Origin of the sequence: Cupriavidus sp. L7L (assembly GCF_004353535.1) — a bacterium.
GTDB classification, from domain to species: domain Bacteria; phylum Pseudomonadota; class Gammaproteobacteria; order Burkholderiales; family Burkholderiaceae; genus Cupriavidus; species Cupriavidus oxalaticus_A.
Genome location: NZ_SMNY01000024.1, coordinates 290,685 through 311,759 on the forward strand (window position 1 = coordinate 290,685; position 21,075 = coordinate 311,759).

A 21,075-nucleotide genomic window follows, 5' to 3' on the forward strand; every position below is an offset into this window, starting at 1 on the left:
CTCATGCCCCTTTCGTCTGCAACTGGTGATAGCGGAACTGGCGGCGCGCCTCGTCCAGGCGCATGCCGCCGCGCACGGCTTCGCGGATCGCGTTCTCGGCATGCTCGACGGCCTCGGCCGTGTCCAGCACCGCCGCTTCATGCTCGCGCGGGATCACCACCACCCCATCGGCATCGCCGCGCACGATATCGCCGGGCTGCACGCGCGCATCACCGATATTGACGGGGATATTGGTGGCTTCCACCTGCACGCGGTCCTTGCCGGTGCGCATCCAGTGGTCCTTGCTGAAGACCGGGTAGCCGAGCTGGCGGCACAGCGCCACGTCGCGGCACACGCCGTCGATCACGGTGCCGGCGATGCCGCGGCGGTGCGCGATCTCGGTCAGGATGTCGCCCCACACGGTGGCGTTGTCGCGCCCGCCGTTGTCGAGTACCAGCACGCTGCCCGGCGGCACGTCGTCGATGTAGTCGCCCACCGTGCCCGGCGGGTTGGAAGCCGGGCCGTACAGCAGCGTCCACGCGCGCCCCGCCATGGCAAAGCTGTCGCCGCGCGGCTTGATGCGGTAGCACTGCCCGGCGATGCCGAGCTTGTCGAGCGCGTCGCTCAGGGTGGCGGTATCGAGCCGTGCCGCGCGGCCCACGTTGATGTCCGTTGATTCGCTCATGGTCGTCAGTCCTTCAGCATGTGTTCGTAGTTGCCGCCCATCACCTGCCCGATCGGCGTGCCGGCCAGGATGGCCTTCGACATGGCGGACTCCTTGAGGACGATGGCCTCGGCGGTGTCGAGCACGCGCTCGATATCGCCCGCCGCGATGAAGATCACCGCGCTGCGGTCGGCAAGCACGTAGTCGCCGCCGGCCACGGTCACGTCCGCGATCTCGACCGGCACGTTGGTGCCCTTCTCCACCACGCGGCCGCGTGCGGTGAAGGACGTCAGGCCCCGGCTGAACACCGGGAAATCAAAGGCGATGGCCTCGTCGATATCGCGCACGGGGCCATCGGCGACCACGCCGGCCACGCCGCGCACCTTGGCGCCCAGCGACAGCAGGCCGCCCCAGCTGCCGGCTTCGACGCCGCTGCGCTGCTCGACCACGATGATGTGGTCGGGGCCGGCCGCTTCGATGGCGGTGCAGCCCAGGTGCCGCACCGGCCCCGCCGGCGGCGCGCCGGTGCCGAGCTTGACGGTGATGGCGCGGCCGGCAATGCGGCCGGCGCCGCTGCGCTGCGGCAGGCCCGTGACCACGCCGGGCAGTTGCAGCTTGTCGAGCGCGTCCGAGACGGCGCAGCAATCGAGCCGGCGCAGGCGTTGTACGTAGGAATCAGGTTGCGTCATGGTGTTGTCTTGGCTTGTCTTGTGTGGCGGGATCCGGTCAGCCCAGCGTGCGCCAGGCGGCGAAGCACAGGCCGGTGCCGGTCAGCGCGGGGGTGCGGTAGCCCGGCACATAGCTGACCCATTCCAGGTCCAGCTCGCGCACCGCTTCCACGGCGATCAGCCAGTTGCGGATCTCTGAGCTGCCGGCCTGCAGCTGCTTCGGATCGAGCGAAGCCAGGAAGGCGGTGTCCTTGTTGCGGATGGCGGCGATGATGGCTTCGTCCAGCGTTTCGTCCACCACGAAGTGGCTCAGGCCGCCGGAGGCCAGCACGCCCACGCGCAGGTCTTCCGGGTAGCTGGCGATCAGCTCGCGCAGCGCGGTGCCGAGCTGGATGCAGCGCCGCGGCGTGGGCTGGTTGGGCGGATCGAAGGTGTTGACGATCACCGGCACGATCGGAACCACTGGCCGGTCAATGTCCTGCAGGTAGCGGCGGTGGATAAACGAGAAGGCATGGCCCTCGAACTGCCCGCGCTCCAGGCCGTCCATCGCGGTGATGTCGAAGTCGCGGTCGCACAGCGCGCGGATCAGCCAGCGCGCCAGCGGCGCATGCACGGGGTAGTCGCGGTCGGCGTCGGGCTCTTGCCGCGCCATGCGGGCCTTCTTGTACCAGCCGTCGTTCGCGCCCACGTCGCGCCTGGCGTTGCGGATGGTGTCGCCGTAGTAGATCGCGAAGGCCGGGTTGTTGGTGGTGCGGAACAACTCGGTCTGGTCGTCGCCGACCACCAGCAGCACGTCCAGCCGGGCGGCGTGGATACGCTCGCGCAGCTCGTCCATGGCGGCCTCGGCACGGTCATAGCGCTCGCCCATGCGATCGGGCGTAACCATGGACTCGGCCTCGGCCGGCGCCGCGGCAAGCAGCTTCTCGTAGGTGGTGGGCTCGCCCGCGCGGTCGAAGTAATACGGGTTCTTGGGATCGACCTGCGGGAAGCCGTATTGCCAGTCCTCGCGCTGGGCGGCCAGCATGATGCTGTGTGAAGAGCCGAATGCGGCAACGATTTTTGCCATGGAAATGTCCTTCGATCAGACGATGAATGCCGCGCGCAGTTCGGCGATGCGCGCCGCGCTGTAGCCAAGCTCCGCGAGAATGGTGTCGGTGTCGCCGCCCTGTTCGGGCGCCATGCGCGGCGGCGCTTCGCGCGGATAGCGCGACAGGCGCATGGGCTGGCCCACCAGCGAGACCTCGCCCAGTTCCGCATGCCGCATCGGCCATGCCATGCCCAGGTGGCGCACCTGCGCGTCGGCGAATACCTGGTCGATGCCGTGGATCGGCCCGCACGGCACGCCGGCCTTGAGCAGGCGCTCGGTCCATTCCGCGGTGGTGCGCCCGCGCAGCGCGGCGGCGACTGCCGCATTGACCTGGTCGCGGTTGCGCACGCGTTCCGGGTCCGAGCCCATGCCCGGCTCGTCGACGAGATGCGGCACGTCGAGTGCCTCGCACAGCCGCTTCCACATGGTCTGCCCGATCGCGGCGATATTGAGGTAGCCGTCCCGCGTGGCAAACACGCCGGTGGGCACGGTGAGCGGATGCTCGTTGCCGCTCTGCGCCGGCACCTTGCCGTCGATCAGCCATTGCGCGGCCTGAAAGTCCAGCATGGCGATCTGCGCTTCCAGCAGCGAGGTCTGCACCCACTGCCCCTGGCCCGACGCTTCGCGTTCGAGCAGCGCGGTCAGGATGCCCATGGCGCAGAAGTGGCCCGCGCACAGGTCGGCAATGGGAATGCCTACCCGCATCGGCCCTTCGCCCGGCTTGCCGGTCACGCTCATCAGGCCGCCCATGCCCTGCGCGATGGAGTCAAAGCCCGGCCAGCCCGCATAGGGGCCGTCCTGGCCAAAGCCGGAGATGCTGGCGTAGACCAGGCGCGGATTGATCTCGCGCAGCGCATCGGGCCCGATGCCAAGGCGATGCTTCACGTCCGGCCGGTAGTTCTCGATGAAGACATCGGCGCGCCGGACCAGGTCATGCAGGATCGCCACGCCCTGCGGCGACTTCATGTTGAGCGTCAGGCTTTCCTTGTTGCGGTGCAGGTTCTCGTAGTCGGCACGGTTGTGGTCGCGCCCGCCGATCATGTCGTCGCCGCCGGGTGCGCCGGGCGGGATCTCCAGCTTGATCACGCGCGCGCCCATGTCAGCGAACAGCCGCACCGCGGTGGGGCCGGCCCGCACGCGCGAGGCGTCGATCACGGTGAAGCGCGACAAGGGGCCGTGGCGCTTCGGTTCCGCCTGCCGGGGATTGGTTGCGTTGTCTTCCATCTTCAAGCTCTCCCAGGTCATGCGGGTGTGAACATTGGCACCGCGTGGCCGCCATCGCTCGCCCTGAACACCACCCGCACGCGCTGGCCGATGGCCAGCTCGCGCGGATCGCAGCCCACCAGGTTGCTCATCATGGTCACGCCCTCGTCGAGCCGGATGAAGGCCAGCGTGTAGGCCGCCTCGGCCCGCCCCATGGTGCTGTACGAATAGACCGTGCCGTGGCCGCTGGCCTCGCGCCATTCGGTGCGCAGGGACTGGCAGTGCGGACAGACGTCGCGCGGGTAGTGATGCGCCTCGCCGCAGTCCAGGCAGAACTTGACCAGCAGGCGGCCCTGGTCGGCGGCCTCCCAGAAAGGAAGGCTCTCTGGCAGCGTGCGCGGCGCGGGGATCCTGCGCGCGGCGGTGTTGGTAGTCGTGGTGCTCATGGTTTCAAACCCTTTCCAGGATGAGCGTGGCCGCGGTGTGGCGCGAGGCGAGCGCGCCGCCGATGCCGCTGGCCAGCGCCAGGTCGCAGTTCTTGACCTGCACGGCGGGATGCGCTTCGCCGCGCAGCTGGCGGACGGCCTCGATCACCTTGGTAACGCCGCCGCGATTGGCCGGGTGGTTGTTGCACAGCCCGCCGCCGTCGGTGTTGAAAGGCAGCCTGCCCACGCCGGAGATCAGGCCGCCGTCGGCGACGAATTTGCCACCCTCGCCCTTCTTGCAGAAGCCGAGGTCTTCCAGCTGCATCAGCACGGTGATGGTGAAGCTGTCGTAGAGCGATGCGTACTTGATGTCGGCCGGCGTCACCCCGGCTTCGGCGAATGCCGCGGGGCCGGACCACGCGGCCGCGGACCAGGTCAGGTCGATCTTGCCGCCCATGGCGTGCTTGGGTGCCTCGCCAGCGCCCTTCACCTTGACCAGCGGGCGCCTGAGCTGCCTGGCGATCTCGGGACGCGCCACGATCAGCGCGCCGCCGCCGTCGCTCATCACGCAGCAGTCGAGCCGGTGCAGCGGATCCGAGACCATGGGCGAATTCACCACGTCTTCCACCGTCACCACATTGCGCAGCATCGCGTGCGGGTTGTGCCGGGCATGGTGCGAGGCGGCAACCTTGATCCACGCCAGCTGCTCGCTGGTAGTGCCGAATTCGTGCATGTGGCGCCGGGCCACCAGGCCATACAGGTTCTGCGTGGCCGGCCCGAACGGCAGCTCGAAGGCCAGCTCCGGCGCGTCCGGGTCCGGCGCCTTGAGCGAGAGCGCCGCGCCCGCCGCGCGGGGGCGTCCGGCCAGCGTGATCAGCGCCACGTTGCAGCGCCCCGCGGCAATCGCCTCGGCGGCGTGGGCCACGTGAAGGATCGGCGCCGAGCCGCCGCATTCGGTGGAATCGACGTGGCGCGGGCGCAGGCCGAGGTATTCGACGATGGTGGTGGTGCCGAGCCCCGGCGCATCGCCGGCGCAGAAGTAGCCGTCGATATCGCTCGCCGAGAGGCCGGCATCGGCCAGCGCCCCAAGGGCGACGTCGGCGTGGAGGCGGGCAACGGAAAGATCGTCGGCCTTGCGGGTGGGGTGCTCGTAGGCCCCCACGATGTATGCGGATCCGTTCAGAGTCATAGCGGGATGGATGAAGGGGTCACTGTTCGGGCTTGAAGCCGCTGGCCTTGATGACGGGGCCCCAGTAGGCCAGCTCTTTGCGCTGCAGGCGGTCCAGGTCCGCGGCGTCGCGGTAGTCCGGCTGCAGCACCGCTTTTTCTTCCAGCATGCTGCGCACGTCGGGCATGGCCAGCACCTTGCCGAGCGCCGTCTGCATGCGTTCGAGTTCGGCCTTGGGCGTCTTCGCCGGCGCCCAGACGCCGGTCCAGGCCTCGCCGGCATCTACCTTGACGCCCTGCTCGGCCACCGTGGGCACGTCGGGCAGCAACGGCGAGCGCCTGGCGCCGAACACGCCGATGATGCGCACCTTGCCGCCGCGCGTGTGCGGCAGGATGTCGCCGGCGGTCATCACCGCGGCGGCCAGCTGGCCGCCGATCAGGTCTGTCGCCAGCGGCCCGTTGCCCTTGTACGGCACCACGTTCAGCGGCACGCCGGCTGCCTTGCCGAACTGCAGCCCGGTAAAGTGCGTCTGGCCGCCAAGGCCGGCGCTGCCGAACACGGTTTCCTTGGGATGCGCCTTGAGCCAGGCCACGTATTCCCTGACGTTGGTCACGCCGGTCTGGCTGCTCACCACCAGCGCCAGCGGGTAGGAAATCACCACGGCGACGGGGCTCAGGTCGGTCAGCAGGTCGTACTTGAGCGTTGCCGGCGGATAGAGCAGCGTCGGGAAGATCGCGGTGGCATTCGGCGCGACCATATAGGTCAGCCCATCGGGCGCGCTGTGCTTGAGCATGCCGGTGGCGATGCGGCCGCCCGCGCCGGGCTTGTTGTCGACGATCACCACCTGGCCGAGCACGCCTTGCAGCTTGTCTGCCAGCACGCGGGCGACGGTATCCGTGGAGCCGCCCGGCGGAAAGCCCACCAGCAGCCGGATCGGCGGCTTTTCCTGGGCGTGGGCCGCGAGGCAGAAGCCCAGCGCCAGCGCGCAGCACACCGTCCTGAGGGTCTTGAAAATGGCCATGCCTTGTCTCCTTTTATCTTTATGGATGCGCCGTCCGGGCGGCTACGCTTGTCCGCCGAAGCGGCGCAGGTGATGCGAGGCGTCGCCGAACAGCTGGTTGATCACCATCAGCCGCTTGGCGTAGTGCCCCACGCGGCATTCGTCGGTCATGCCCATGGCACCGTGCATCTGCATGGCCCACTGCCCGAGCTGGCGGCCGGCCTGGCCGGCCAGTACCTTGGCCGCGGACACCAGCCGGCGCCGTTGCGCCGGCTCGCCTTCCTGCACCGCCATGGCGGCCGCGCAGGCCATCGACTTGCCCTGCTCCAGCGCGATCAGCATGTCGGCGATGCGGTGCTGCAGCACCTGGAACTTGGCCAGCGTGGAGCCGAACTGCTTGCGGGTCTTGAGCTGCTCGGCAGTCAGCTCGATCAGCGCTTCCAGCGCGCCCACCGCCTCCGCGCACAGCATGGCGCTGGCGCGGTCGGTGGCGGCCTCGACCAGTGGCAGCGCTGCGCCGGCCTCTCCCACCAGGGCATCGGCCGCTACGCGCACGCCACGCAGCGTCAGGTGTGCGGCGCGGCGCCCGTCGAGCGTGCTGAATTCCCTGAGCGACAAGCCCGCCGCGCCCGCCTCGACGAGAAAGAGCGAAAGGCCGTCGGCATCGTCGACCTCGCCGGCGGTGCGCGCGACAACCAGAAACACGTCCGCGCTGCCGGCCTCCAGCACCAGGGTCTTGGTGCCGTCCAGCACCCAGCCAGCGCCATCGCGCCGCGCCAGCGTGGCGACGCGGGACAGGTCGTAGCGCGCATCGGCTTCACTGCATGCCAGCGCCATGCGCGCTTCGCCTCCGGCGAGGGCCGGCAGCCAGCGTTGGCGCTGGCCCTGGCTGCCCGCCTCGTCCAGCAGCTGGCCGGCCAGCACCACGCTGGAGAGCCAGCCCGCGCCACCCAGCGCGCGGCCGAGCTCCTGCGCCACCAGCATCATTTCCACGGGGCCCTGCGCACTGCCGCCGACATCGTCGGCCAGCGGCAGCCCGAGCAGGCCCAGATCGGCCATGCCGGCCCAGCGCGCGGCGGCCAGTTCCGCCGGCTCGGCCTCGCCGCGTTGGTGGGCGGGATACTCGCCGTCGCAGAATCGGCGCACCGCGTCGCGCAGCGCCAGGTGTTCGTCGCTAAGAGAAAAATCCATGGTCGGGTACGGTGTCAGGCCGAAAGGAAGGCCTTGCTGATCAGGTTGCGCTGCACTTCATTGACGCCGCCGTAGATCGACAGCTTGCGCGCATCGAGGTAGTTGGCCGCCAGCGCGGCGAGCTCCGGCGGGCTGGCTGCGTCCGCGCCATCACCGGCACCACCCAGCAGCGCGGCCTCGTCGAACGGCACCGCATGCGGGCCGGCGATTTCCACCAGCAGCTCATAGATGGCCTGGCGCAATTCGGTGCCGCGCACCTTCAGCATCGAGGCCTCGACGGCCGGCACGCGGCTTTGCTGGTTCGGGCTCAGCAGGCGCAGCGCGGTGAATTCCAGCGCCATCAGCTCGATCTCGAACTGCGCGAGCCGCGACTGCAGTACCGCGTCGTGCTCCAGTCCCTGCTGCACCGCCAGCGCACGTGCCCGCTCGAGCTGCTGCTTGCACGAGCCGATGCCGGCGATGCCGGTGCGCTCATGGCCCAGCAGGTACTTGCCGTAGGACCAGCCCTTGTGCAGCTCGCCGACCAGGTTCTCGACCGGCACGCGCACGTTGTCCAGGTAGCACTCGTTGAGGTCGGTGCCGCCTTCGAGCATGCGGATCGGGCGCACTTCCACGCCGGGCGACTTCATGTCGATCAGCAGGAAGGAGATGCCCTCCTGCGGCTTGGCGGCATCGGGATCGGTGCGGACCAGCGCGAACATCATCGAGCACCAGTGCGCGTAGGAGGTCCACACCTTGTGCCCGTTCACGACGAAATGCTTGCCGTCGGATTCCAGCACCGCCGTCGTGCGCACCGCTGCCAGGTCCGAACCAGCTCCCGGCTCTGAGAAACCCTGCGCCCACCAGGTATTGCTCTGCCGGATGTCCGGCAGGTATCTGGCCTTTTGCTCGGGCGTGCCGAAGGCAATCAGCACCGGGCCCAGCATCTGGATACCGCTGGCGATGATGCGCGGCGCGCCGCCGAGCATGGTCTCTTCGTCGAACAGGTAGCGCTGCACGTGGGTCCAGCCCGGGCCGCCGTGCTCGACCGGCCAGCCCGGCGTGAGCCAGCCGCGCGCTTCCAGGATGCGGAACCAGGTCACGTAGTCGGCGTGTTCGAGGCGCAGGCCGAGTTCGACCTTGCGCTTGATGGCGGCCGGCAGGTGCGCCTTCACGAAGGCGCGCACTTCCTGGCGAAAGGCTTCTTCTGCGGGGGAAAATGTCAGTCTCATCGTGCTTGCCTCATGCGTGCGGCTTCATGACCACCGCCTGCGGCTGCAGGACCACCAGCGCATCCAGCGCCAGCACGCGGTCCGGGTAGGCCACCAGCGGATTGATGTCGATCTCCGCAATCCCGGGATTGGCCCGCATCTGCTCGCCGATCAGCGCGACCACTTTGGCGATGGCCGCGGTGTCGACCGCAGCCGCGCCACGGATGCCGCGCAGCAGCGATGCCGCCTTCAGCCGGCCGAGTTCCTGCAGGATGTCGGCCTCGGCCAGGTCGGCCGGCAGTAGCCGCACGTCCTTCAGCGCCTCGATCCAGATGCCGCCCAGGCCCACCAGCACCACCGGCCCCCAGTCGGCATCGCGCCGCGCGCCAACCACCAGTTCGAGCCCGCGCGGGCCCATGGCCTCGACCAGCACGCCGTCCAGGCGCAGGCCGGGACGGCGCTTGCCGATGTTGTCGTGCAGCTGCTGCCAGCCGGCACGCAAGGCCGCCTCGCCCGCCAGCCCGACGATCACGCCGCCGACGTCGCTCTTGTGCGGCAGCTCGCTGGCCTGCGCCTTGATCACCACCGGATAGCCGATGCGCGCGGCCACTGCGACGGCCTCGTCCGCGGTGGCGGCGAGGCCACCCTGCGGCACCGGCAGCCCGGCGCCGGCGAGCCAGGCCTTGCCCTGGTACTCGGCAAACACACCCGAGGGTGGCACCGGGCCGGGCAGCGGCAGCGCCCGTGGCGCGCCCTGCGTGGCACGGTGCGCACGCTGCAGCGCCTCGCCGTAGGCGGCCACGCGCGCCAGCGCGCGCAGCGCGCGGTCCGGCGAACGGAAGAACGGCACGCCGCTGGCGCGGATCGCCTCCACGAAGAACGGTTCGATCGGTCCGCTGTCGCCGGTCACCACCAGCACCGCCGGCTTGTCCGCGCGGGCCAGCGCCGGCACGATGTGCTCGGCCTTGTCGCGCTGGGCCACCTCCGGGCCGGCCGGAATGCCCAGCACGATGCTGCCGATGTTGGGATCGGCCAGCATGGTCAGCAGGATGTCGCCGATCAGGCCGGGCTGGCGCACGCCGATGGTGGTGTAGTCCAGCGGATTCTCCGCGACGGCATAGCCGGGCAGCATTTCGGTAAGGCGCTGCGTGGTCGGCGCGGTCAGCGCCGGCAGCTCCAGGCCGAGTCCGTCGCAGAAGTCGAGCGCGATGTTCTTCATCGCACCCGATCCGGTCATAAAGGCCGGCCCGCCGCTGGGCGGAACCGGAAAACGCAGCAGGATCGCCGCTGTGTCGAACAGTTCGTCGAGCGCATCGACCAGCACCACCGCCTCGCGCGCCAGCAGCACCGACGCCGTGGCGTGGTCGCCGGCCAGCGCGCCGGTATGCGACTGCGCGGCCTCGCGCGCCCGCGCACTGCGGCCCGGCATCAGCATCACCACGGGCTTGCCGGCGGCGCGGGCTGTGCGCGCCAGCTGCAGGAACAGGCCCGGCCTGCGCACCTGCTCGGCGTAGACCGCGATGACGCGCGTCTGCGGATCGGCGATGTAATACGAGAGCACGTCCTCGATGCCGACCGACGCCTCGTTGCCCGTGGACACCGTGGCGGTCATCGGCAACCCGCGGCCGATGAAGGCATCGCGCAGGTTGGCCGCCATCGCGCCGCTCTGCGCCACCACGCCGATGCCGGGACGGCCGCCGCCGGGATATGGCTGCACCGGCTCGAAGGTCACCGGCACGCCGGCCTCGAAGTTGGTGAAGCCCATGCAGTTGGGGCCCAGCAGCAGGATGCCGGCCGCACGCGCGGCGGCAGCCAGCTCCTCCTGCTTCGCACGGCCTTCGTCGCCGGTCTCGGCATAGCCCGAGGCAAACAACACCGCCGCGCTGGCACGGCGCTCGGCCAGCGCCCGCACGGCATCCAGCACGCCGGCTTCGGGAATCGCCAGCACGGCCAGGTCGATGCCTTCCGGCAGTTCATCCACGCTCTTCACGCAGGCACGGCCGTTGATCTCGGTACTGCTGCGGCTGACCAGGTGGATGGCGCCGGCATAGCCGAAGCGCTCCAGGTTATCGAGCACGAAGCCGCCAAACGACCTCGGGTCCGCCGAGGCGCCGACGATGGCGATCGAACGCGGCTTCAGGATGCGATCCACCGGCACCAGTTCGGATGCAGGGGCGGGAGTGTGACTGTTCATGGAATTGCAGCTTCCAGTTGGATGGTGCGGCCCGGGCCATGCAGGCCCCACGCAGCCATGGTTGGTTCGTGACCGGGTTGGTTGAATTCATTCTGGCATACCAGAACACCAATTTCAACACACCACATAAATTTCTTGGCATTCACCGATCGGTGTTTTCCCTAGGCGGAGATTGCGCACCCAAGCGCGGCGCGGCGCTGAAGGCACTGCTTCCGGGCCGCTTCCGCAGCAACAGATTAGAAGGCGCTTTCCGCACCAGCAAAGGCTTTGCTGCGAATTCCGAGCCGGAGCAACAGCTTGCCGAGGCGGCGACGGCATGCATCGATGGGCCCGAAACCAGCACTTTGCCAGCGGCGTATCAGCCTCAACTTAACTGGATGCCTGAAATCTATGTTTGCATACCACAAATCATGTGTTGTATATTTTTTCGCATACAGAGCTGGCTTCGCCCCGACAGAAAGAAACGCCGATGACTCCGCACACTCCTCACTCGCACACGCCCGCCCCGACGGCAGGCACCGGCGCTGCTGACGCCCCGGCACGTGCCGGCCTGGCCAACGACATCCGGGCCACGCTCGAGGATGAGATCGAGAAGGGTGTGCTGCCGCCCGGCGCGCTGCTGGACGAGCGCGCGCTGGCAGACCGCTTCGGCGTGTCGCGCACGCCGGTGCGCGAGGCGCTGCAGCAGCTGGCCGCGCGCGAGCTGGTATGCATGTCGCCGCGCCAGGGCGCCACGGTGGCGCGCATGTCGATCGCCAGGGTGCGGGCGATGCTCGAGTACGTGGGAGAACTGGAGGCGCTGAGCGCCAGGCTGGCCGCGCGGCGCATCGACGAAACCGTGCAGGCGGCGCTGGACGAGGGTCTGCGCTGCTGCCAGGCGGCCGCCGACAGCGGCGACGCCGCCGGCTACGCGGCCGCCAACGTGGTGTTCCACGAGGCCATCTATGCCGGCAGCCGCAACGACTTCCTGGCCGACCACATCCGCCACGCGCGCCGGCGCCTGCAGCGCTACCGCACGCGCGACTTCATCAGCCCGGCGCAGATCGCCAGGTCGCTGCACGACCACCAGCAGATCGCCCGCGCCATCCAGGCCGGCGACGAAACCCAGGCCGGCAAGGCGATGCTGCTGCACGTGCCGGCCGGCACCACCGGCTTTTCCGAATTCCTGGCCACCGTGCCCCGCCATTTCTTCGACGGCGACCACGGCGCCGACATCTCCTGACAGAGGACTCCATGACCCGCCCGCCTCGCTCACTCGATGTTCCCGGCCTCGCGCACAAGGCTCCGATCCCGGTCGGCGCGCGCGTGGGCAACCTGATCTGCACGTCGGCGATCGCCGGCAAGGATGCGCGCACCGGCGAGCTGCCGCCAAACGCCGCCGCGCAGGCCGCGCTCGCCTTCCACAACCTGCAGGGCGTGCTCGATGCCGGCGGTGCCTCGCTCGCCGATGTGCTCAAGCTCACCGTGTACGTGAAGGACGACAGCGTGCGCGATGCCATCAACGGCGCATGGCTGCGCTGCTTCCCGGACCCGCGCGACCGCCCCGCGCGGCACATCGTCGTGCACGACCTCCAGCACGGCATGTTGCTGCAACTCGAATGCCTGGCCGTGGTGGCCAGCGATACCCAAGGCTGAAACCCATGATCATCGATTCCCACGCCCACATCGTCATGCCCCCCGAAAGCTTCCGCTACATGGCGGAACTGGTCGGCGGCCGCGCCAACCCCTCGACCACGCCGCGCATCCCCGATGAATCGGTGCGCAAGGTCGCCGAGGAGCTGGTGCGCAGCATGGACAACGTCGGCACCGACGTGCAGTTCATCTCGCCACGCCCCTACCTGCAGATGCATTCGGTCAAGCCCGGCCGCGTCACGGAACTGTGGTCGCGCCACTGCAACGACCTGATCGCGCGCTTCGTCGAGCTGTTCCCCGACCGCTTCCGCGGCGTGGCGGGCCTGCCCCAGTACATGGACGAATCGCCGGCGCTGCGCGCGGTGCCCGAGCTGGAACGCTGCGTCAAGGAACTGGGCTTTGTCGGCTGCCTGATCAATCCGGATCCCACCGAAGGCGAAGGCCCGACCCCGCCGGGGCTGGGCGACCCGTTCTGGCATCCGCTCTACGACGCCATGACGCGACTGGACGTGCCGGGCCTGATCCACTCCGCGGGCAGCTGCAGCGCGCGCGAGTCGTACACGCTGAAGTTCATCAACGAGGAAAGCATCGCCATCGTCTCGCTGCTGGGCGCCAAGGTGTTCGACAAGTACCCGGACCTGAAGATCGTGGTGGCACACGGCGGCGGCGCGATTCCCTACCAGATGGGCCGCTTCCGCGCGTGGAACGTGCGCAAGGGCGAAGCCACCAGCTTCGACGACCAGCTCAGGCACCTGTACTTCGACACCTGCAACTACTCGCGCGAGGCGATCGAGCTGCTGCTCAAGGTGGCCGGCACCGACAACGTGCTGTTCGGCACCGAGAAGCCCGGCACGGGCAGCGCGCGCGACCCGGTCTCGGGCCGCGACTTCGACGACATGAAGCCGGTGATCGAAAGCATCGACTGGCTGACCGAGGAACAGCGCCGCAATATCTTCGAGTGCAACTGCACCCGCCTCTACTCACGCGCCTTCCGCAAGGACGAGGAGTGCTGACATGGCAATGACCCGCGAAGACAACGACCTGCTCACCCGCGTCGAGGGCGGCGCGCCGATGGGCGAGATGATCCGCCAGCACTACTGGCTGCCGGCGGTGCCGTCGGCCAAGCTGGTGGCGGACGGCGCGCCGGTGCGCGTGCGCCTGCTCGGCAGCAACTATGCGGCCTTCCGCGCCACCGACGGCAGCGTGGGCGTGGTCGACGAATTGTGCCCGCACCGCAAGACCTCGTTGCTGATGGGCCGCAACGAAGACAACGGCCTGCGCTGCATCTTCCACGGCTGGAAGCTCAACACCCGCGGCGAGGTAGTGGAGGCGCCCAACCACACCGGCGAGCAGGCGCAGTTCTGCAAGCACGTGCGCGTCAACCGCTATGCGGTGGAGGAGCGCGGCGGCATCGTCTGGGTGTGGCTGGGCAAGGGCGAGCAAGCGCCGAAGTTCCCCGACCTGCCATTTACCACCCTGCCGGAAGACCAGCGCTCGGTCACCAGCCAGGAAGTGCCGACCAACTGGGTCCAAGGCGTGGAAGCCTCGATGGATTCTTCGCATGTCGGCGTGCTGCACGAGTCCACCACGCAGATCACCGCCGGCTCCGGCAACGAGCGCCTGCACATGACGCAGGCCCTGGCGCCGCGGCTGGAATTCGAGGACCGGCCCTACGGCTACCGTTATGCGGCCATCCGCCCCCTGGCCGACGACAAGGTCTATGCCCGCGTCAACAACTTCGTGATGCCGTGGTACGGGATCATCTGCGCCCCCGACGCGAAGGGTCCCGGCACGGTGTTCTTCTCGACGCCTGTCGACGACGTCACGCACCGCGCCTGGTTCGTCCACTTCAATCCGCACCGGCCGCTGGGCATGACGGTGATGTCGGCCACGCCGGACGTGTGGGACTTCCCGCCGCTGCCGCCGGGCGGCCCCGACAACAACTGGGGACAGAACCGCGACCTAATGCGGCGCGGCCACGCCACCGGCTTCCCGCAGCACCTGGGGACCGAAGACTTCGCCATGTTCCTGGGCCAGGGCCCGATCGCCGACCGCACCACCGAACAGTTGTGCTCGGCCGACGGCGCCGTGCTGCGCGTGCGCCAGGCGCTGCTGAAGTCCGTGCGCGAGTTCATGGCCGGCAAGACCCCCACGCTGGCGGACAGCCCCGAGCTCGACTACGCGCAAGCGGTATCGGTGGGCGGCGTGCTGCCCGCCGGCACGGACTGGCGCGTGCTGACCCAGGCGGGCTGAAGCGCGCCGGCACGGAAAACAAAGACAAAGAGAAACGGAGACAAGCATGACAAGCATGTGCCGACGCCGGCTGTTGCTGGCGGCCTGTGCCGCCATCGCCGCCCCAGCCGCCCCAGCCGCCCCAGCCGCCCCCGCGGCGGCGCATGCCGGCATGCAGGGCAAACCCGTGATCCGTATTCTGCTCGGGCTGCCGCCCGGCGGCGGCACCGACGCGATCGCCCGCTACTTCGCCGACCGGCTGCCCGCGCTACTGGACCAGCCCGTCATCATCGAAAGCCATGTCGGCGCGGGCGGCCGCATTGCGGCCGACATGCTGATGGCGGCCAAACCCGACGGCCTGACCTACATGATCGCCCCCAACGCGACGCCGACCTTCCAGACCCTGGTGTTCGGCAAGCAGCTCAAGTGGGACCTGTGGCGCGACTTCGCGCCGGTGGCCGGGCTGGTGTCATACCCGCTGGGCATGGCCGTGCGCCCGGATACCGGCAAGAACGCGCAGGAGTTCATCCGCTGGGCCAAAAGCCATCCAGCCGAGGCCTTCGGCACGCCCGGGCTGGGCGGGCAGAACCACTTCCTCGGCATGCAGTTCGCGCGGGCGGCCGGCATCACGCTGACCGCGGCGCCCTACAAGGGTACCCCGCCGATGATCACCGACCTGGTGGGCGGCCATGTGCCCGCGGCCGTCACGCTGCTGGACGACATGATGAAGTACCACCGCAGCGGCAAGGTCCGCGTGATCGGCATCTTCAGCCCGAAGCGATCGCCGCTGGCGCCCGAGATCCCGACCATGGCCGAGCAAGGCGTGAACATGCCGTTCGCCGAAGGCTGGACCGCGATGTGGGCGCCCGCCCGGACCCCGCCGGCCGAACTTGAGCGCATGCAGCAAGCCCTGCGCAAGATCCTGTCCGCACCCGGGACCGCGACGTTCCTGATGCAGCGCCTGTCGGTCGTGCCCGACTACCTCAACGCCGCGGACATGGCCCGCCGGCAGCGCGCCGAACTGGCGACGTGGGAACCCATCATCAGGTCGTCCGGCTTCCGCCCGGAATGACAGCGTTCCGACAGGAAGAACCGAAGGAAGCACCATGAGCAATTCCGAAACACTGCAGGTGAGGGTCAAGTCCATGGCCTGGGAGGCCGACGGCATCCTGAGCTACGAGCTGTGGCCCGAGCCGCCGCGCAAGGCGCTGCCGCCGTTCTCGGCCGGCTCCCATATCGACGTGCACCTGCCCAATGGCCTGATCCGCAACTACTCGCTGCTCAACGCGCCGCACGAGCGGCACCGCTACGTGATCGGCGTGAACAAGGACCCGAACAGCCGCGGCGGCTCGCGCTACCTGCACGAGGTGCTGCGCCCCGGCGATACGCTGGCGATCAGCGCCCCACGCAACAACTTCCCGCTCGAGGAGTCGGCCCCGCTGAGTGTGTTTATCGCGGGCGGCATCGGCATTACGCCGATCCTCGGCATGATCCGCCGCCTGCAGGCGCTCGGCCGGCACTGGCAGCTGCACTACGCAGCGCGCACGCGCCGCAATGCCGGCTTCCTCGACGCCGTGCAGGCGCTGCGCGATGACGCCAACGCCGAAGTGCAGCTGTGCTTCGACCGCGAGCCCGGCGGGCGCATGCTGGATATCGCCGGCATCGTCCGTGCGCTGCCGGCCAGCGCCCATGTCTATTGCTGCGGCCCGCTGCCGATGCTGGAAGCGTTCGAGCAGGCCACTACCGGCCTGCCGCCCGCGCAGGTCCACCGCGAGTACTTCGCGGCGCGCGAGAGCGCCGCCACCGAGGGCGGCTTCACCGTCGAGCTGGCCCGCAGCGGCCGCAGCGTCGAAGTGCAGGCGGGCCAGACCATCCTGGACTGCCTGCTCGGCCAGGGCATCGAGCCGCCGTATTCGTGCCAGGAGGGCATCTGCGGCACCTGCGAGGTGCGCGTGCTCGACGGCGTGCCGGACCATCGCGACCTGGTGCTCAGCGAGGCGGACAAGGCCGCGAACCAACGCATGATGATCTGCTGCTCCGGCGCCAGGAGCCGCAAGCTGGTGCTGGACCTGTGACCGCCCCCATCCACCGATCGAATGAACGAACGAGCGATATCCGCTCCTGCCAACTGGAACTCCCATTATGAGCACTGAACTGGTTACCTATGAACTCGACGGGCCGGTCGCACTGATCGGCCTCAACCGCCCCGACAAGCGCAACGCCATCAATGAAGACGTGGTGTGGGCGCTGCGCGATGCCGTGGTGCGCGCCGGCGAAGAAGCCAGCGTCGGCGTGCTGTTTGGCCATGGCAGCAACTTCTGCGCGGGCCTGGACCTGAAGGAAGCGCTGGCGCGCGCGGCCGGCGCCCTCGCCAACGCCCCGCGGCCACGCAAGCGCCAGCGGCATTCCTGGCACACCGTGTTTGACATCATCGCGCGCGGTCCCATTCCGTTCGTGGCCGCACTGCATGGCGCGGTGGTCGGCGGCGGGCTGGAGCTGGCCACCGCGGCGCACGTGCGCGTGGCGGATGAATCCGCCTTCTTCGGCCTGCCCGAAGGCCAGCGCGGCATCTTTGTCGGCGGCGGCGGAACGGTGCGCGTGCAGCGCGTGGTGGGCTACACCGTGATGGCCGACATGATGCTGACCGGCCGCCTGCTGTCGGCGGCCGAGGGCGAGCGCGAGCACATCGTGCGCTACGTTGTGCCGGCCGGGCAGGCGCTGGACAAGGCGCGCGAGCTGGCCGCCAGGATCGCCCGCAATACGCCCGACACCAACTGGCGCATCACCAATGTGCTGCCGCGCATCAACGACCTGTCGCATGACGACGGCCTGTTCATGGAGTACCTGAACTCGAACATGGAGCGTTCCCCCGAAACCGCCGAGCGGCTGCGCGAATTCGTCGAAGGGCGGGCCCAGCCGCTGGTCTCCCCGGCAGGCAAACAGGACTGAGGCCATGACAAACCCCACCCCTACCCTTGCCGGCAACGCCGTGAGCCGGCCGGAACGCGACGCCGCCGAGGCCCACATCCGCCAGGCGCAGGCGGAAGCCTCCAGGATTCCCGACATTGCGGCGGAACTGCCGCTGCGCCCGGTAGAACACGTGGCCGTGATCGGCGCCGGCACCATGGGCGGCGGCATCGCCATGGCGCTTGCCAATGCCGGCATTCCCGTGACGGTGATCGATGCCGAGCCTGCCGCGCTGGAGCGTGGCCTGCAGCGCGTGCGCGACAACTATGCGGGCAGCGTCGCGCGCGGCCGGCTGCAGCAGGCGCAGATGGACGAGCGGCTTGCGCGGATCCGCGGCTCGGTCGAGCTCGCCGACGTGGCACGAGCCGACCTGATCGTGGAAGCCGTGTTCGAAGACATGGCGCTCAAGCAGGACATCTTCCGCAAGCTCGATGCGCTGGCCAGGCCCGGTGCGATCCTGGCCACCAATACCTCGGGGCTGGATGTGGACGCCATCGCCGCGGTCACGCAGCGGCCGCAGGATGTGGTCGGCGCGCATTTCTTCAGCCCGGCCCATGTCATGCGTTTGCTTGAGGTCGTGCGCGCGCAGCAGACTGCGCCGGACGTGATCGCGACGCTGATGGAGCTGGGACGCCGCCTGGGCAAGGTCTCGGTGCTCGCCCGCGTCTATCCGGGCTTTATCGGCAACGCGCTGTTCCGCAACTACACGCGCGAGGCGCACTTCCTGCTGGAGGAAGGCGCGCTGCCGCATGAAGTCGACCAGGCGCTGACACGCTTCGGCTATGCGATGGGGATCTTCGCCGTGCATGACATGGCCGGCAACGACGTGGGCTACCAGACCCGCAAGGCGCAGCTGGCCACCCGCCCCACCGACCGGCGCTGGAACGACCTGATCCTGAAGCTGACCGAGATGGGACGCCTGGGCCAGAAGTCCGGTGCGGGCTGGTATCGCTACGAACAAGGCAGCCGCACGCCGCAACGCGACCCGGCGGTCGAGCAGTTTATCGTCGACGAATCCGCCAGGCTGGGCATCGCGCGCCAGCCGGTTGACGAGGAAGAGATCCTCAAGCGCTGCCTGTACGGCATGATCAATGAAGGCGCGAAACTGCTCGAACAGGGCGTTGCGCTGCGCGCGAGCGATATCGACATCGTGTACGTGACCGGCTACGGCTTCCCGGCGCACCGCGGCGGACCGATGTACCTGGCGGATCAGCTGGGACTGGCCAGCGTCTGCGCGGATATCGAGCGCTTCCACGCTCGCCATGGCTACTGGTGGACCCCGTCCCCGCTGCTGCAACGCCTGGCGCGCGAAGGCCGTCGCTTCGCTGACCTCGAGCCGGGCATCGTGACGGCCTGAGTTTTCTACCCCTCGTTACCCCGACACCGTCCGAAGGATTGGCAGCCCTGCCGGGGCTGCGCCTCGGGCGCGGGGTCATGCCGCCGGAAAACGCCGTTTTTCCAGCCATTTCGTTCACGCCACTCGTGCAATGGCATCCCGATGCAGCGGCGGGATAAGCCGCGCAATCCGTTCACCCTGGAGGAGAAAAGCAATGAGAAATCGCACCATCGGCATCGCGTGCGCCCTGGCCGGCCTGGCCGGCACGGCGCAAGCTTCGGTCACGCTGTACGGCGTGGTCGATGCCAACATCGAGTACAGCAACAACAACCTCGCGACGGGGCAGCCGGACGGCAAGTCGAAGGTGGCGCTCAGCTCAGGCGGCCTGTCGCCGAGCCGCTGGGGCCTGCGCGGGGTGGAAGACCTGGGCGGCGGCAAGCAGGCGATCTACGCGCTGGAAAGCGGCTTCAGCGTCGACACCGGCATTTCCACGCAGGGCGGCCGGCTGTTCGGGCGTCAGGCCTGGGTCGGACTCGCGGCCGGCGGGCACAAGCTGACCTTCGGCCGGCAATACTCGTCGCTGTTCCTGACCATGGCCAACTACTCGCCCACCGCGTATGCGACCCTGTACGAACCGGTGACCACCATCGCCGGCGCCGGGCTGCGCCAGGACAATATGGCGAAGTACCACGGCGACTTCGGCCCGCTGTCCACGGAACTGCACTGGAGTTTTGGCGAGCAGCCGGGCTCGATGACGGGATCCGCGGGCTACGGTGCCGGCGTGGACTACCGCATCGGATCGTTCGGCATTGCGGCGGCCTATGACAATGTGAACAGCGCGAAGGTGGCGGGCGACTACCAGCGGACGCAGAAGGCAGCACTGGGCCTGCGCTACCAGGTCACGCCGCAGTTGCTGGCCCAGGCCGCGTACCGCTACGGCAAGAACGATGTCGCGACGCCCGGCGCCATCGGGCGCGACGACCTCTGGTGGTTCGCCCTCAACTACCAGGCTACCCCCGCGCTGCAGCTGACCGGCGCGGTCTACTACGACAACCTCAGGTCGGTCTATGGCGCCGCGGGCGATCCGGCCAACCCGTGGCAGGTCACGATGATCGCCGACTACAGCTTGTCCAAGCGCACCGACGTCTACCTGAGCGCAGCCTTCACCAAGAACGCGGCGCTCAACTTCGAGAACTTCAACGGGGCCACGGCGGCCTACCGGATCGCGCCCAGCGAGGACAGCCAGTTCGGCGTCGCCGCCGGCATACGGCACCGCTTCTGAGCGGCGGCGAGGCGCGTCAGTCAGGCCGTGCTGACGCGGCCCGGCATGCGCCGGGCGCGCGGCCTGGCTTCGCCCTCGTCTTCCGTCGCGGCGCGCCGGCCTCGCTTGCCGGCGGTCGCGGGCGCCATGCCGGCGGCCGGTCCGCTGTCGGTTTCGAGGTAGCTCATCGGCAGCGTCGACAGGAACTCCGAGAACCCGGTGGTGCCGACCGGCGCATGTTCCAGCATGGCCGTATGCGCCGCGGCCTCGTCGCCGCTCAGGATGGCATCGGCCAGGCGCTGGTGGTCCGCGAGCGCACGCTGGCGCTGGCCCTGGGTCAGGAAGATCTTCGGCCGGTAGCGCTGCATCAGCCGGCGGATGCCCTGGATCTGCTCGACCAGGTATTCGTTGTGGCTGCCGGCGTAGACCAGGTCATGAAAGCCGGCATTGGCCTCGGCGAATTTCTTGCCGTCTTCCTGGGAGAACGCCTCGGCGCACTGCTGCATGCTGGCCTTGAGCTGGAGGCGTTGCTCGTCGTCCATGCGGCGCGCGGCGAGCTTGGCGGCAACCGCTTCCAGCTCGCCAAGCAGTTCCAGCGTTTCCCGCAACTGTGTGATCGACATGCGCGAGACAAAGACCCCTACGCGCGGGGCGATGCGCACGAGATTCTGCACGGCGAGTTGCTGCAGCGCCTCCCGCACCGGCGTGCGCGATACGCCGAAGCGCTCTGCCAGGCTGCGCTCGTCCAGCGGCGTACCGGGAGGCAACGCACCGCTTTCGATCTCGGCCTCGATGGCCGCCCGGATCTCGGCGGCCATGCTTTGCTTCTGCGGTTGGGTCATGGCGGGTCGTTGGTATTTGTGGCCCGGCAAAGGGCC

The 21,075-nt window shown here is 69.0% G+C and carries 21 protein-coding genes; 10 read left to right on the plus strand and 11 right to left on the minus strand.

Annotated features, from left to right (window positions below; all coding sequences use genetic code 11):
- Window position 1: 1 nt before the first annotated feature.
- The 10 genes from E1J61_RS23480 to E1J61_RS23525 are packed head-to-tail and all read right to left on the minus strand — an operon-like array spanning window position 2 to window position 10,769.
- Entirely contained in the window at window positions 2-664 is a 663-nt protein-coding gene (locus E1J61_RS23480) for an RraA family protein (RefSeq protein WP_133096381.1), read from the minus strand.
- Window positions 665-669: 5 nt separating this feature from the next.
- Window positions 670-1,332: an RraA family protein gene (locus tag E1J61_RS23485; protein ID WP_133096382.1), complete on the minus strand. Its 663-nt coding sequence runs from the start codon at window positions 1,330-1,332 to the stop codon at window positions 670-672.
- A 37-nt stretch (window positions 1,333-1,369) separates the two neighbouring features.
- Window positions 1,370-2,377, minus strand: a complete 1,008-nt coding sequence (locus E1J61_RS23490; protein ID WP_133096383.1) for a protocatechuate 3,4-dioxygenase — start codon at window positions 2,375-2,377, stop codon at window positions 1,370-1,372.
- Window positions 2,378-2,392: 15 nt separating this feature from the next.
- Window positions 2,393-3,622, minus strand: coding sequence for a CaiB/BaiF CoA-transferase family protein (locus E1J61_RS23495; protein ID WP_133096384.1), 1,230 nt, complete (start codon window positions 3,620-3,622; stop codon window positions 2,393-2,395).
- Window positions 3,623-3,639: 17 nt separating this feature from the next.
- A complete protein-coding gene (locus E1J61_RS23500) occupies window positions 3,640-4,047 on the minus strand; it encodes a Zn-ribbon domain-containing OB-fold protein (RefSeq protein ID WP_133096385.1) in 408 nt (135 codons plus the stop codon).
- A 4-nt stretch (window positions 4,048-4,051) separates the two neighbouring features.
- Window positions 4,052-5,215: a thiolase domain-containing protein gene (locus tag E1J61_RS23505; RefSeq protein ID WP_133096386.1), complete on the minus strand. Its 1,164-nt coding sequence runs from the start codon at window positions 5,213-5,215 to the stop codon at window positions 4,052-4,054.
- A 19-nt stretch (window positions 5,216-5,234) separates the two neighbouring features.
- The gene (locus tag E1J61_RS23510; protein ID WP_133096387.1) at window positions 5,235-6,215 is read right to left on the minus strand and encodes a Bug family tripartite tricarboxylate transporter substrate binding protein; all 981 of its coding nucleotides are present in this window, start codon (window positions 6,213-6,215) and stop codon (window positions 5,235-5,237) included.
- 42 nt (window positions 6,216-6,257) lie between these two features.
- Window positions 6,258-7,385: an acyl-CoA dehydrogenase family protein gene (locus tag E1J61_RS23515; RefSeq protein ID WP_133096388.1), complete on the minus strand. Its 1,128-nt coding sequence runs from the start codon at window positions 7,383-7,385 to the stop codon at window positions 6,258-6,260.
- A 14-nt stretch (window positions 7,386-7,399) separates the two neighbouring features.
- Complete coding sequence (locus E1J61_RS23520; protein ID WP_133096389.1) at window positions 7,400-8,596, minus strand: acyl-CoA dehydrogenase family protein; 1,197 nt, start codon at window positions 8,594-8,596, stop codon at window positions 7,400-7,402.
- 10 nt (window positions 8,597-8,606) lie between these two features.
- Window positions 8,607-10,769 (minus strand): acetate--CoA ligase family protein, encoded by a 2,163-nt coding sequence (locus E1J61_RS23525; protein ID WP_133096390.1) that lies wholly within the window; start codon window positions 10,767-10,769, stop codon window positions 8,607-8,609.
- Between the two features lie 38 nt (window positions 10,770-10,807).
- Here E1J61_RS23525 and E1J61_RS23530 point away from each other — a divergent pair, with 38 nt between their 5' ends.
- From E1J61_RS23530 to E1J61_RS23575, 10 genes are all read left to right on the plus strand, one after another.
- The gene (locus E1J61_RS23530; protein ID WP_133096391.1) at window positions 10,808-11,242 is read left to right on the plus strand and encodes a hypothetical protein; all 435 of its coding nucleotides are present in this window, start codon (window positions 10,808-10,810) and stop codon (window positions 11,240-11,242) included.
- Entirely contained in the window at window positions 11,239-11,991 is a 753-nt protein-coding gene (locus tag E1J61_RS23535) for a GntR family transcriptional regulator (RefSeq protein WP_133096392.1), read from the plus strand. Before E1J61_RS23530 ends, E1J61_RS23535 begins: the two co-directional genes overlap by 4 nt.
- 11 nt (window positions 11,992-12,002) lie before the next feature.
- Complete coding sequence (locus E1J61_RS23540) at window positions 12,003-12,404, plus strand: RidA family protein (RefSeq protein ID WP_133096393.1); 402 nt, start codon at window positions 12,003-12,005, stop codon at window positions 12,402-12,404.
- A 5-nt stretch (window positions 12,405-12,409) separates the two neighbouring features.
- The gene (locus E1J61_RS23545) at window positions 12,410-13,414 is read left to right on the plus strand and encodes an amidohydrolase family protein (protein ID WP_133096394.1); all 1,005 of its coding nucleotides are present in this window, start codon (window positions 12,410-12,412) and stop codon (window positions 13,412-13,414) included.
- A 1-nt stretch (window position 13,415) separates the two neighbouring features.
- The gene (locus E1J61_RS23550; RefSeq protein ID WP_133096395.1) at window positions 13,416-14,654 is read left to right on the plus strand and encodes a Rieske 2Fe-2S domain-containing protein; all 1,239 of its coding nucleotides are present in this window, start codon (window positions 13,416-13,418) and stop codon (window positions 14,652-14,654) included.
- Between the two features lie 46 nt (window positions 14,655-14,700).
- A complete protein-coding gene (locus E1J61_RS23555) occupies window positions 14,701-15,705 on the plus strand; it encodes a tripartite tricarboxylate transporter substrate-binding protein (RefSeq protein WP_133096396.1) in 1,005 nt (334 codons plus the stop codon).
- A gap of 34 nt (window positions 15,706-15,739) precedes the next feature.
- A complete protein-coding gene (locus E1J61_RS23560) occupies window positions 15,740-16,708 on the plus strand; it encodes a PDR/VanB family oxidoreductase (RefSeq protein ID WP_133096397.1) in 969 nt (322 codons plus the stop codon).
- Between the two features lie 67 nt (window positions 16,709-16,775).
- On the plus strand, window positions 16,776-17,582 hold the full coding sequence (locus E1J61_RS23565) for a crotonase/enoyl-CoA hydratase family protein (protein WP_133096398.1): 807 nt from the start codon (window positions 16,776-16,778) through the stop codon (window positions 17,580-17,582).
- Between the two features lie 4 nt (window positions 17,583-17,586).
- The gene (locus tag E1J61_RS23570; RefSeq protein ID WP_133096399.1) at window positions 17,587-18,957 is read left to right on the plus strand and encodes a 3-hydroxyacyl-CoA dehydrogenase; all 1,371 of its coding nucleotides are present in this window, start codon (window positions 17,587-17,589) and stop codon (window positions 18,955-18,957) included.
- Window positions 18,958-19,150: 193 nt separating this feature from the next.
- Complete coding sequence (locus E1J61_RS23575; protein WP_133096400.1) at window positions 19,151-20,218, plus strand: porin; 1,068 nt, start codon at window positions 19,151-19,153, stop codon at window positions 20,216-20,218.
- A 20-nt stretch (window positions 20,219-20,238) separates the two neighbouring features.
- On the opposite strand, the gene E1J61_RS23580 is transcribed toward E1J61_RS23575, so the two are convergent.
- Window positions 20,239-21,039, minus strand: coding sequence for a GntR family transcriptional regulator (locus tag E1J61_RS23580; protein ID WP_133096401.1), 801 nt, complete (start codon window positions 21,037-21,039; stop codon window positions 20,239-20,241).
- Between the last annotated feature and the right edge of the window lie 36 nt (window positions 21,040-21,075).

What these genes read in the sequence shown, in the direction of transcription:
- E1J61_RS23525 (WP_133096390.1), bottom strand. Translation starts at nt 10,769, where the DNA reads ATGAACAGTCACACTCCCGCCCCTGCATCCGAACTGGTGCCGGTGGAT.
- E1J61_RS23580 (WP_133096401.1), bottom strand. Translation starts at nt 21,039, where the DNA reads ATGACCCAACCGCAGAAGCAAAGCATGGCCGCCGAGATCCGGGCGGCC.
- E1J61_RS23550 (WP_133096395.1), top strand. Translation starts at nt 13,416, where the DNA reads ATGGCAATGACCCGCGAAGACAACGACCTGCTCACCCGCGTCGAGGGC.
- E1J61_RS23565 (WP_133096398.1), top strand. Translation starts at nt 16,776, where the DNA reads ATGAGCACTGAACTGGTTACCTATGAACTCGACGGGCCGGTCGCACTG.
- E1J61_RS23515 (WP_133096388.1), bottom strand. Translation starts at nt 7,385, where the DNA reads ATGGATTTTTCTCTTAGCGACGAACACCTGGCGCTGCGCGACGCGGTG.
- E1J61_RS23510 (WP_133096387.1), bottom strand. Translation starts at nt 6,215, where the DNA reads ATGGCCATTTTCAAGACCCTCAGGACGGTGTGCTGCGCGCTGGCGCTG.
- E1J61_RS23535 (WP_133096392.1), top strand. Translation starts at nt 11,239, where the DNA reads ATGACTCCGCACACTCCTCACTCGCACACGCCCGCCCCGACGGCAGGC.
- E1J61_RS23560 (WP_133096397.1), top strand. Translation starts at nt 15,740, where the DNA reads ATGAGCAATTCCGAAACACTGCAGGTGAGGGTCAAGTCCATGGCCTGG.
- E1J61_RS23500 (WP_133096385.1), bottom strand. Translation starts at nt 4,047, where the DNA reads ATGAGCACCACGACTACCAACACCGCCGCGCGCAGGATCCCCGCGCCG.
- E1J61_RS23545 (WP_133096394.1), top strand. Translation starts at nt 12,410, where the DNA reads ATGATCATCGATTCCCACGCCCACATCGTCATGCCCCCCGAAAGCTTC.
- E1J61_RS23575 (WP_133096400.1), top strand. Translation starts at nt 19,151, where the DNA reads ATGAGAAATCGCACCATCGGCATCGCGTGCGCCCTGGCCGGCCTGGCC.
- E1J61_RS23480 (WP_133096381.1), bottom strand. Translation starts at nt 664, where the DNA reads ATGAGCGAATCAACGGACATCAACGTGGGCCGCGCGGCACGGCTCGAT.
- E1J61_RS23555 (WP_133096396.1), top strand. Translation starts at nt 14,701, where the DNA reads ATGACAAGCATGTGCCGACGCCGGCTGTTGCTGGCGGCCTGTGCCGCC.
- E1J61_RS23570 (WP_133096399.1), top strand. Translation starts at nt 17,587, where the DNA reads ATGACAAACCCCACCCCTACCCTTGCCGGCAACGCCGTGAGCCGGCCG.
- E1J61_RS23505 (WP_133096386.1), bottom strand. Translation starts at nt 5,215, where the DNA reads ATGACTCTGAACGGATCCGCATACATCGTGGGGGCCTACGAGCACCCC.
- E1J61_RS23520 (WP_133096389.1), bottom strand. Translation starts at nt 8,596, where the DNA reads ATGAGACTGACATTTTCCCCCGCAGAAGAAGCCTTTCGCCAGGAAGTG.
- E1J61_RS23485 (WP_133096382.1), bottom strand. Translation starts at nt 1,332, where the DNA reads ATGACGCAACCTGATTCCTACGTACAACGCCTGCGCCGGCTCGATTGC.
- E1J61_RS23495 (WP_133096384.1), bottom strand. Translation starts at nt 3,622, where the DNA reads ATGGAAGACAACGCAACCAATCCCCGGCAGGCGGAACCGAAGCGCCAC.
- E1J61_RS23540 (WP_133096393.1), top strand. Translation starts at nt 12,003, where the DNA reads ATGACCCGCCCGCCTCGCTCACTCGATGTTCCCGGCCTCGCGCACAAG.
- E1J61_RS23490 (WP_133096383.1), bottom strand. Translation starts at nt 2,377, where the DNA reads ATGGCAAAAATCGTTGCCGCATTCGGCTCTTCACACAGCATCATGCTG.
- E1J61_RS23530 (WP_133096391.1), top strand. Translation starts at nt 10,808, where the DNA reads ATGCAGGCCCCACGCAGCCATGGTTGGTTCGTGACCGGGTTGGTTGAA.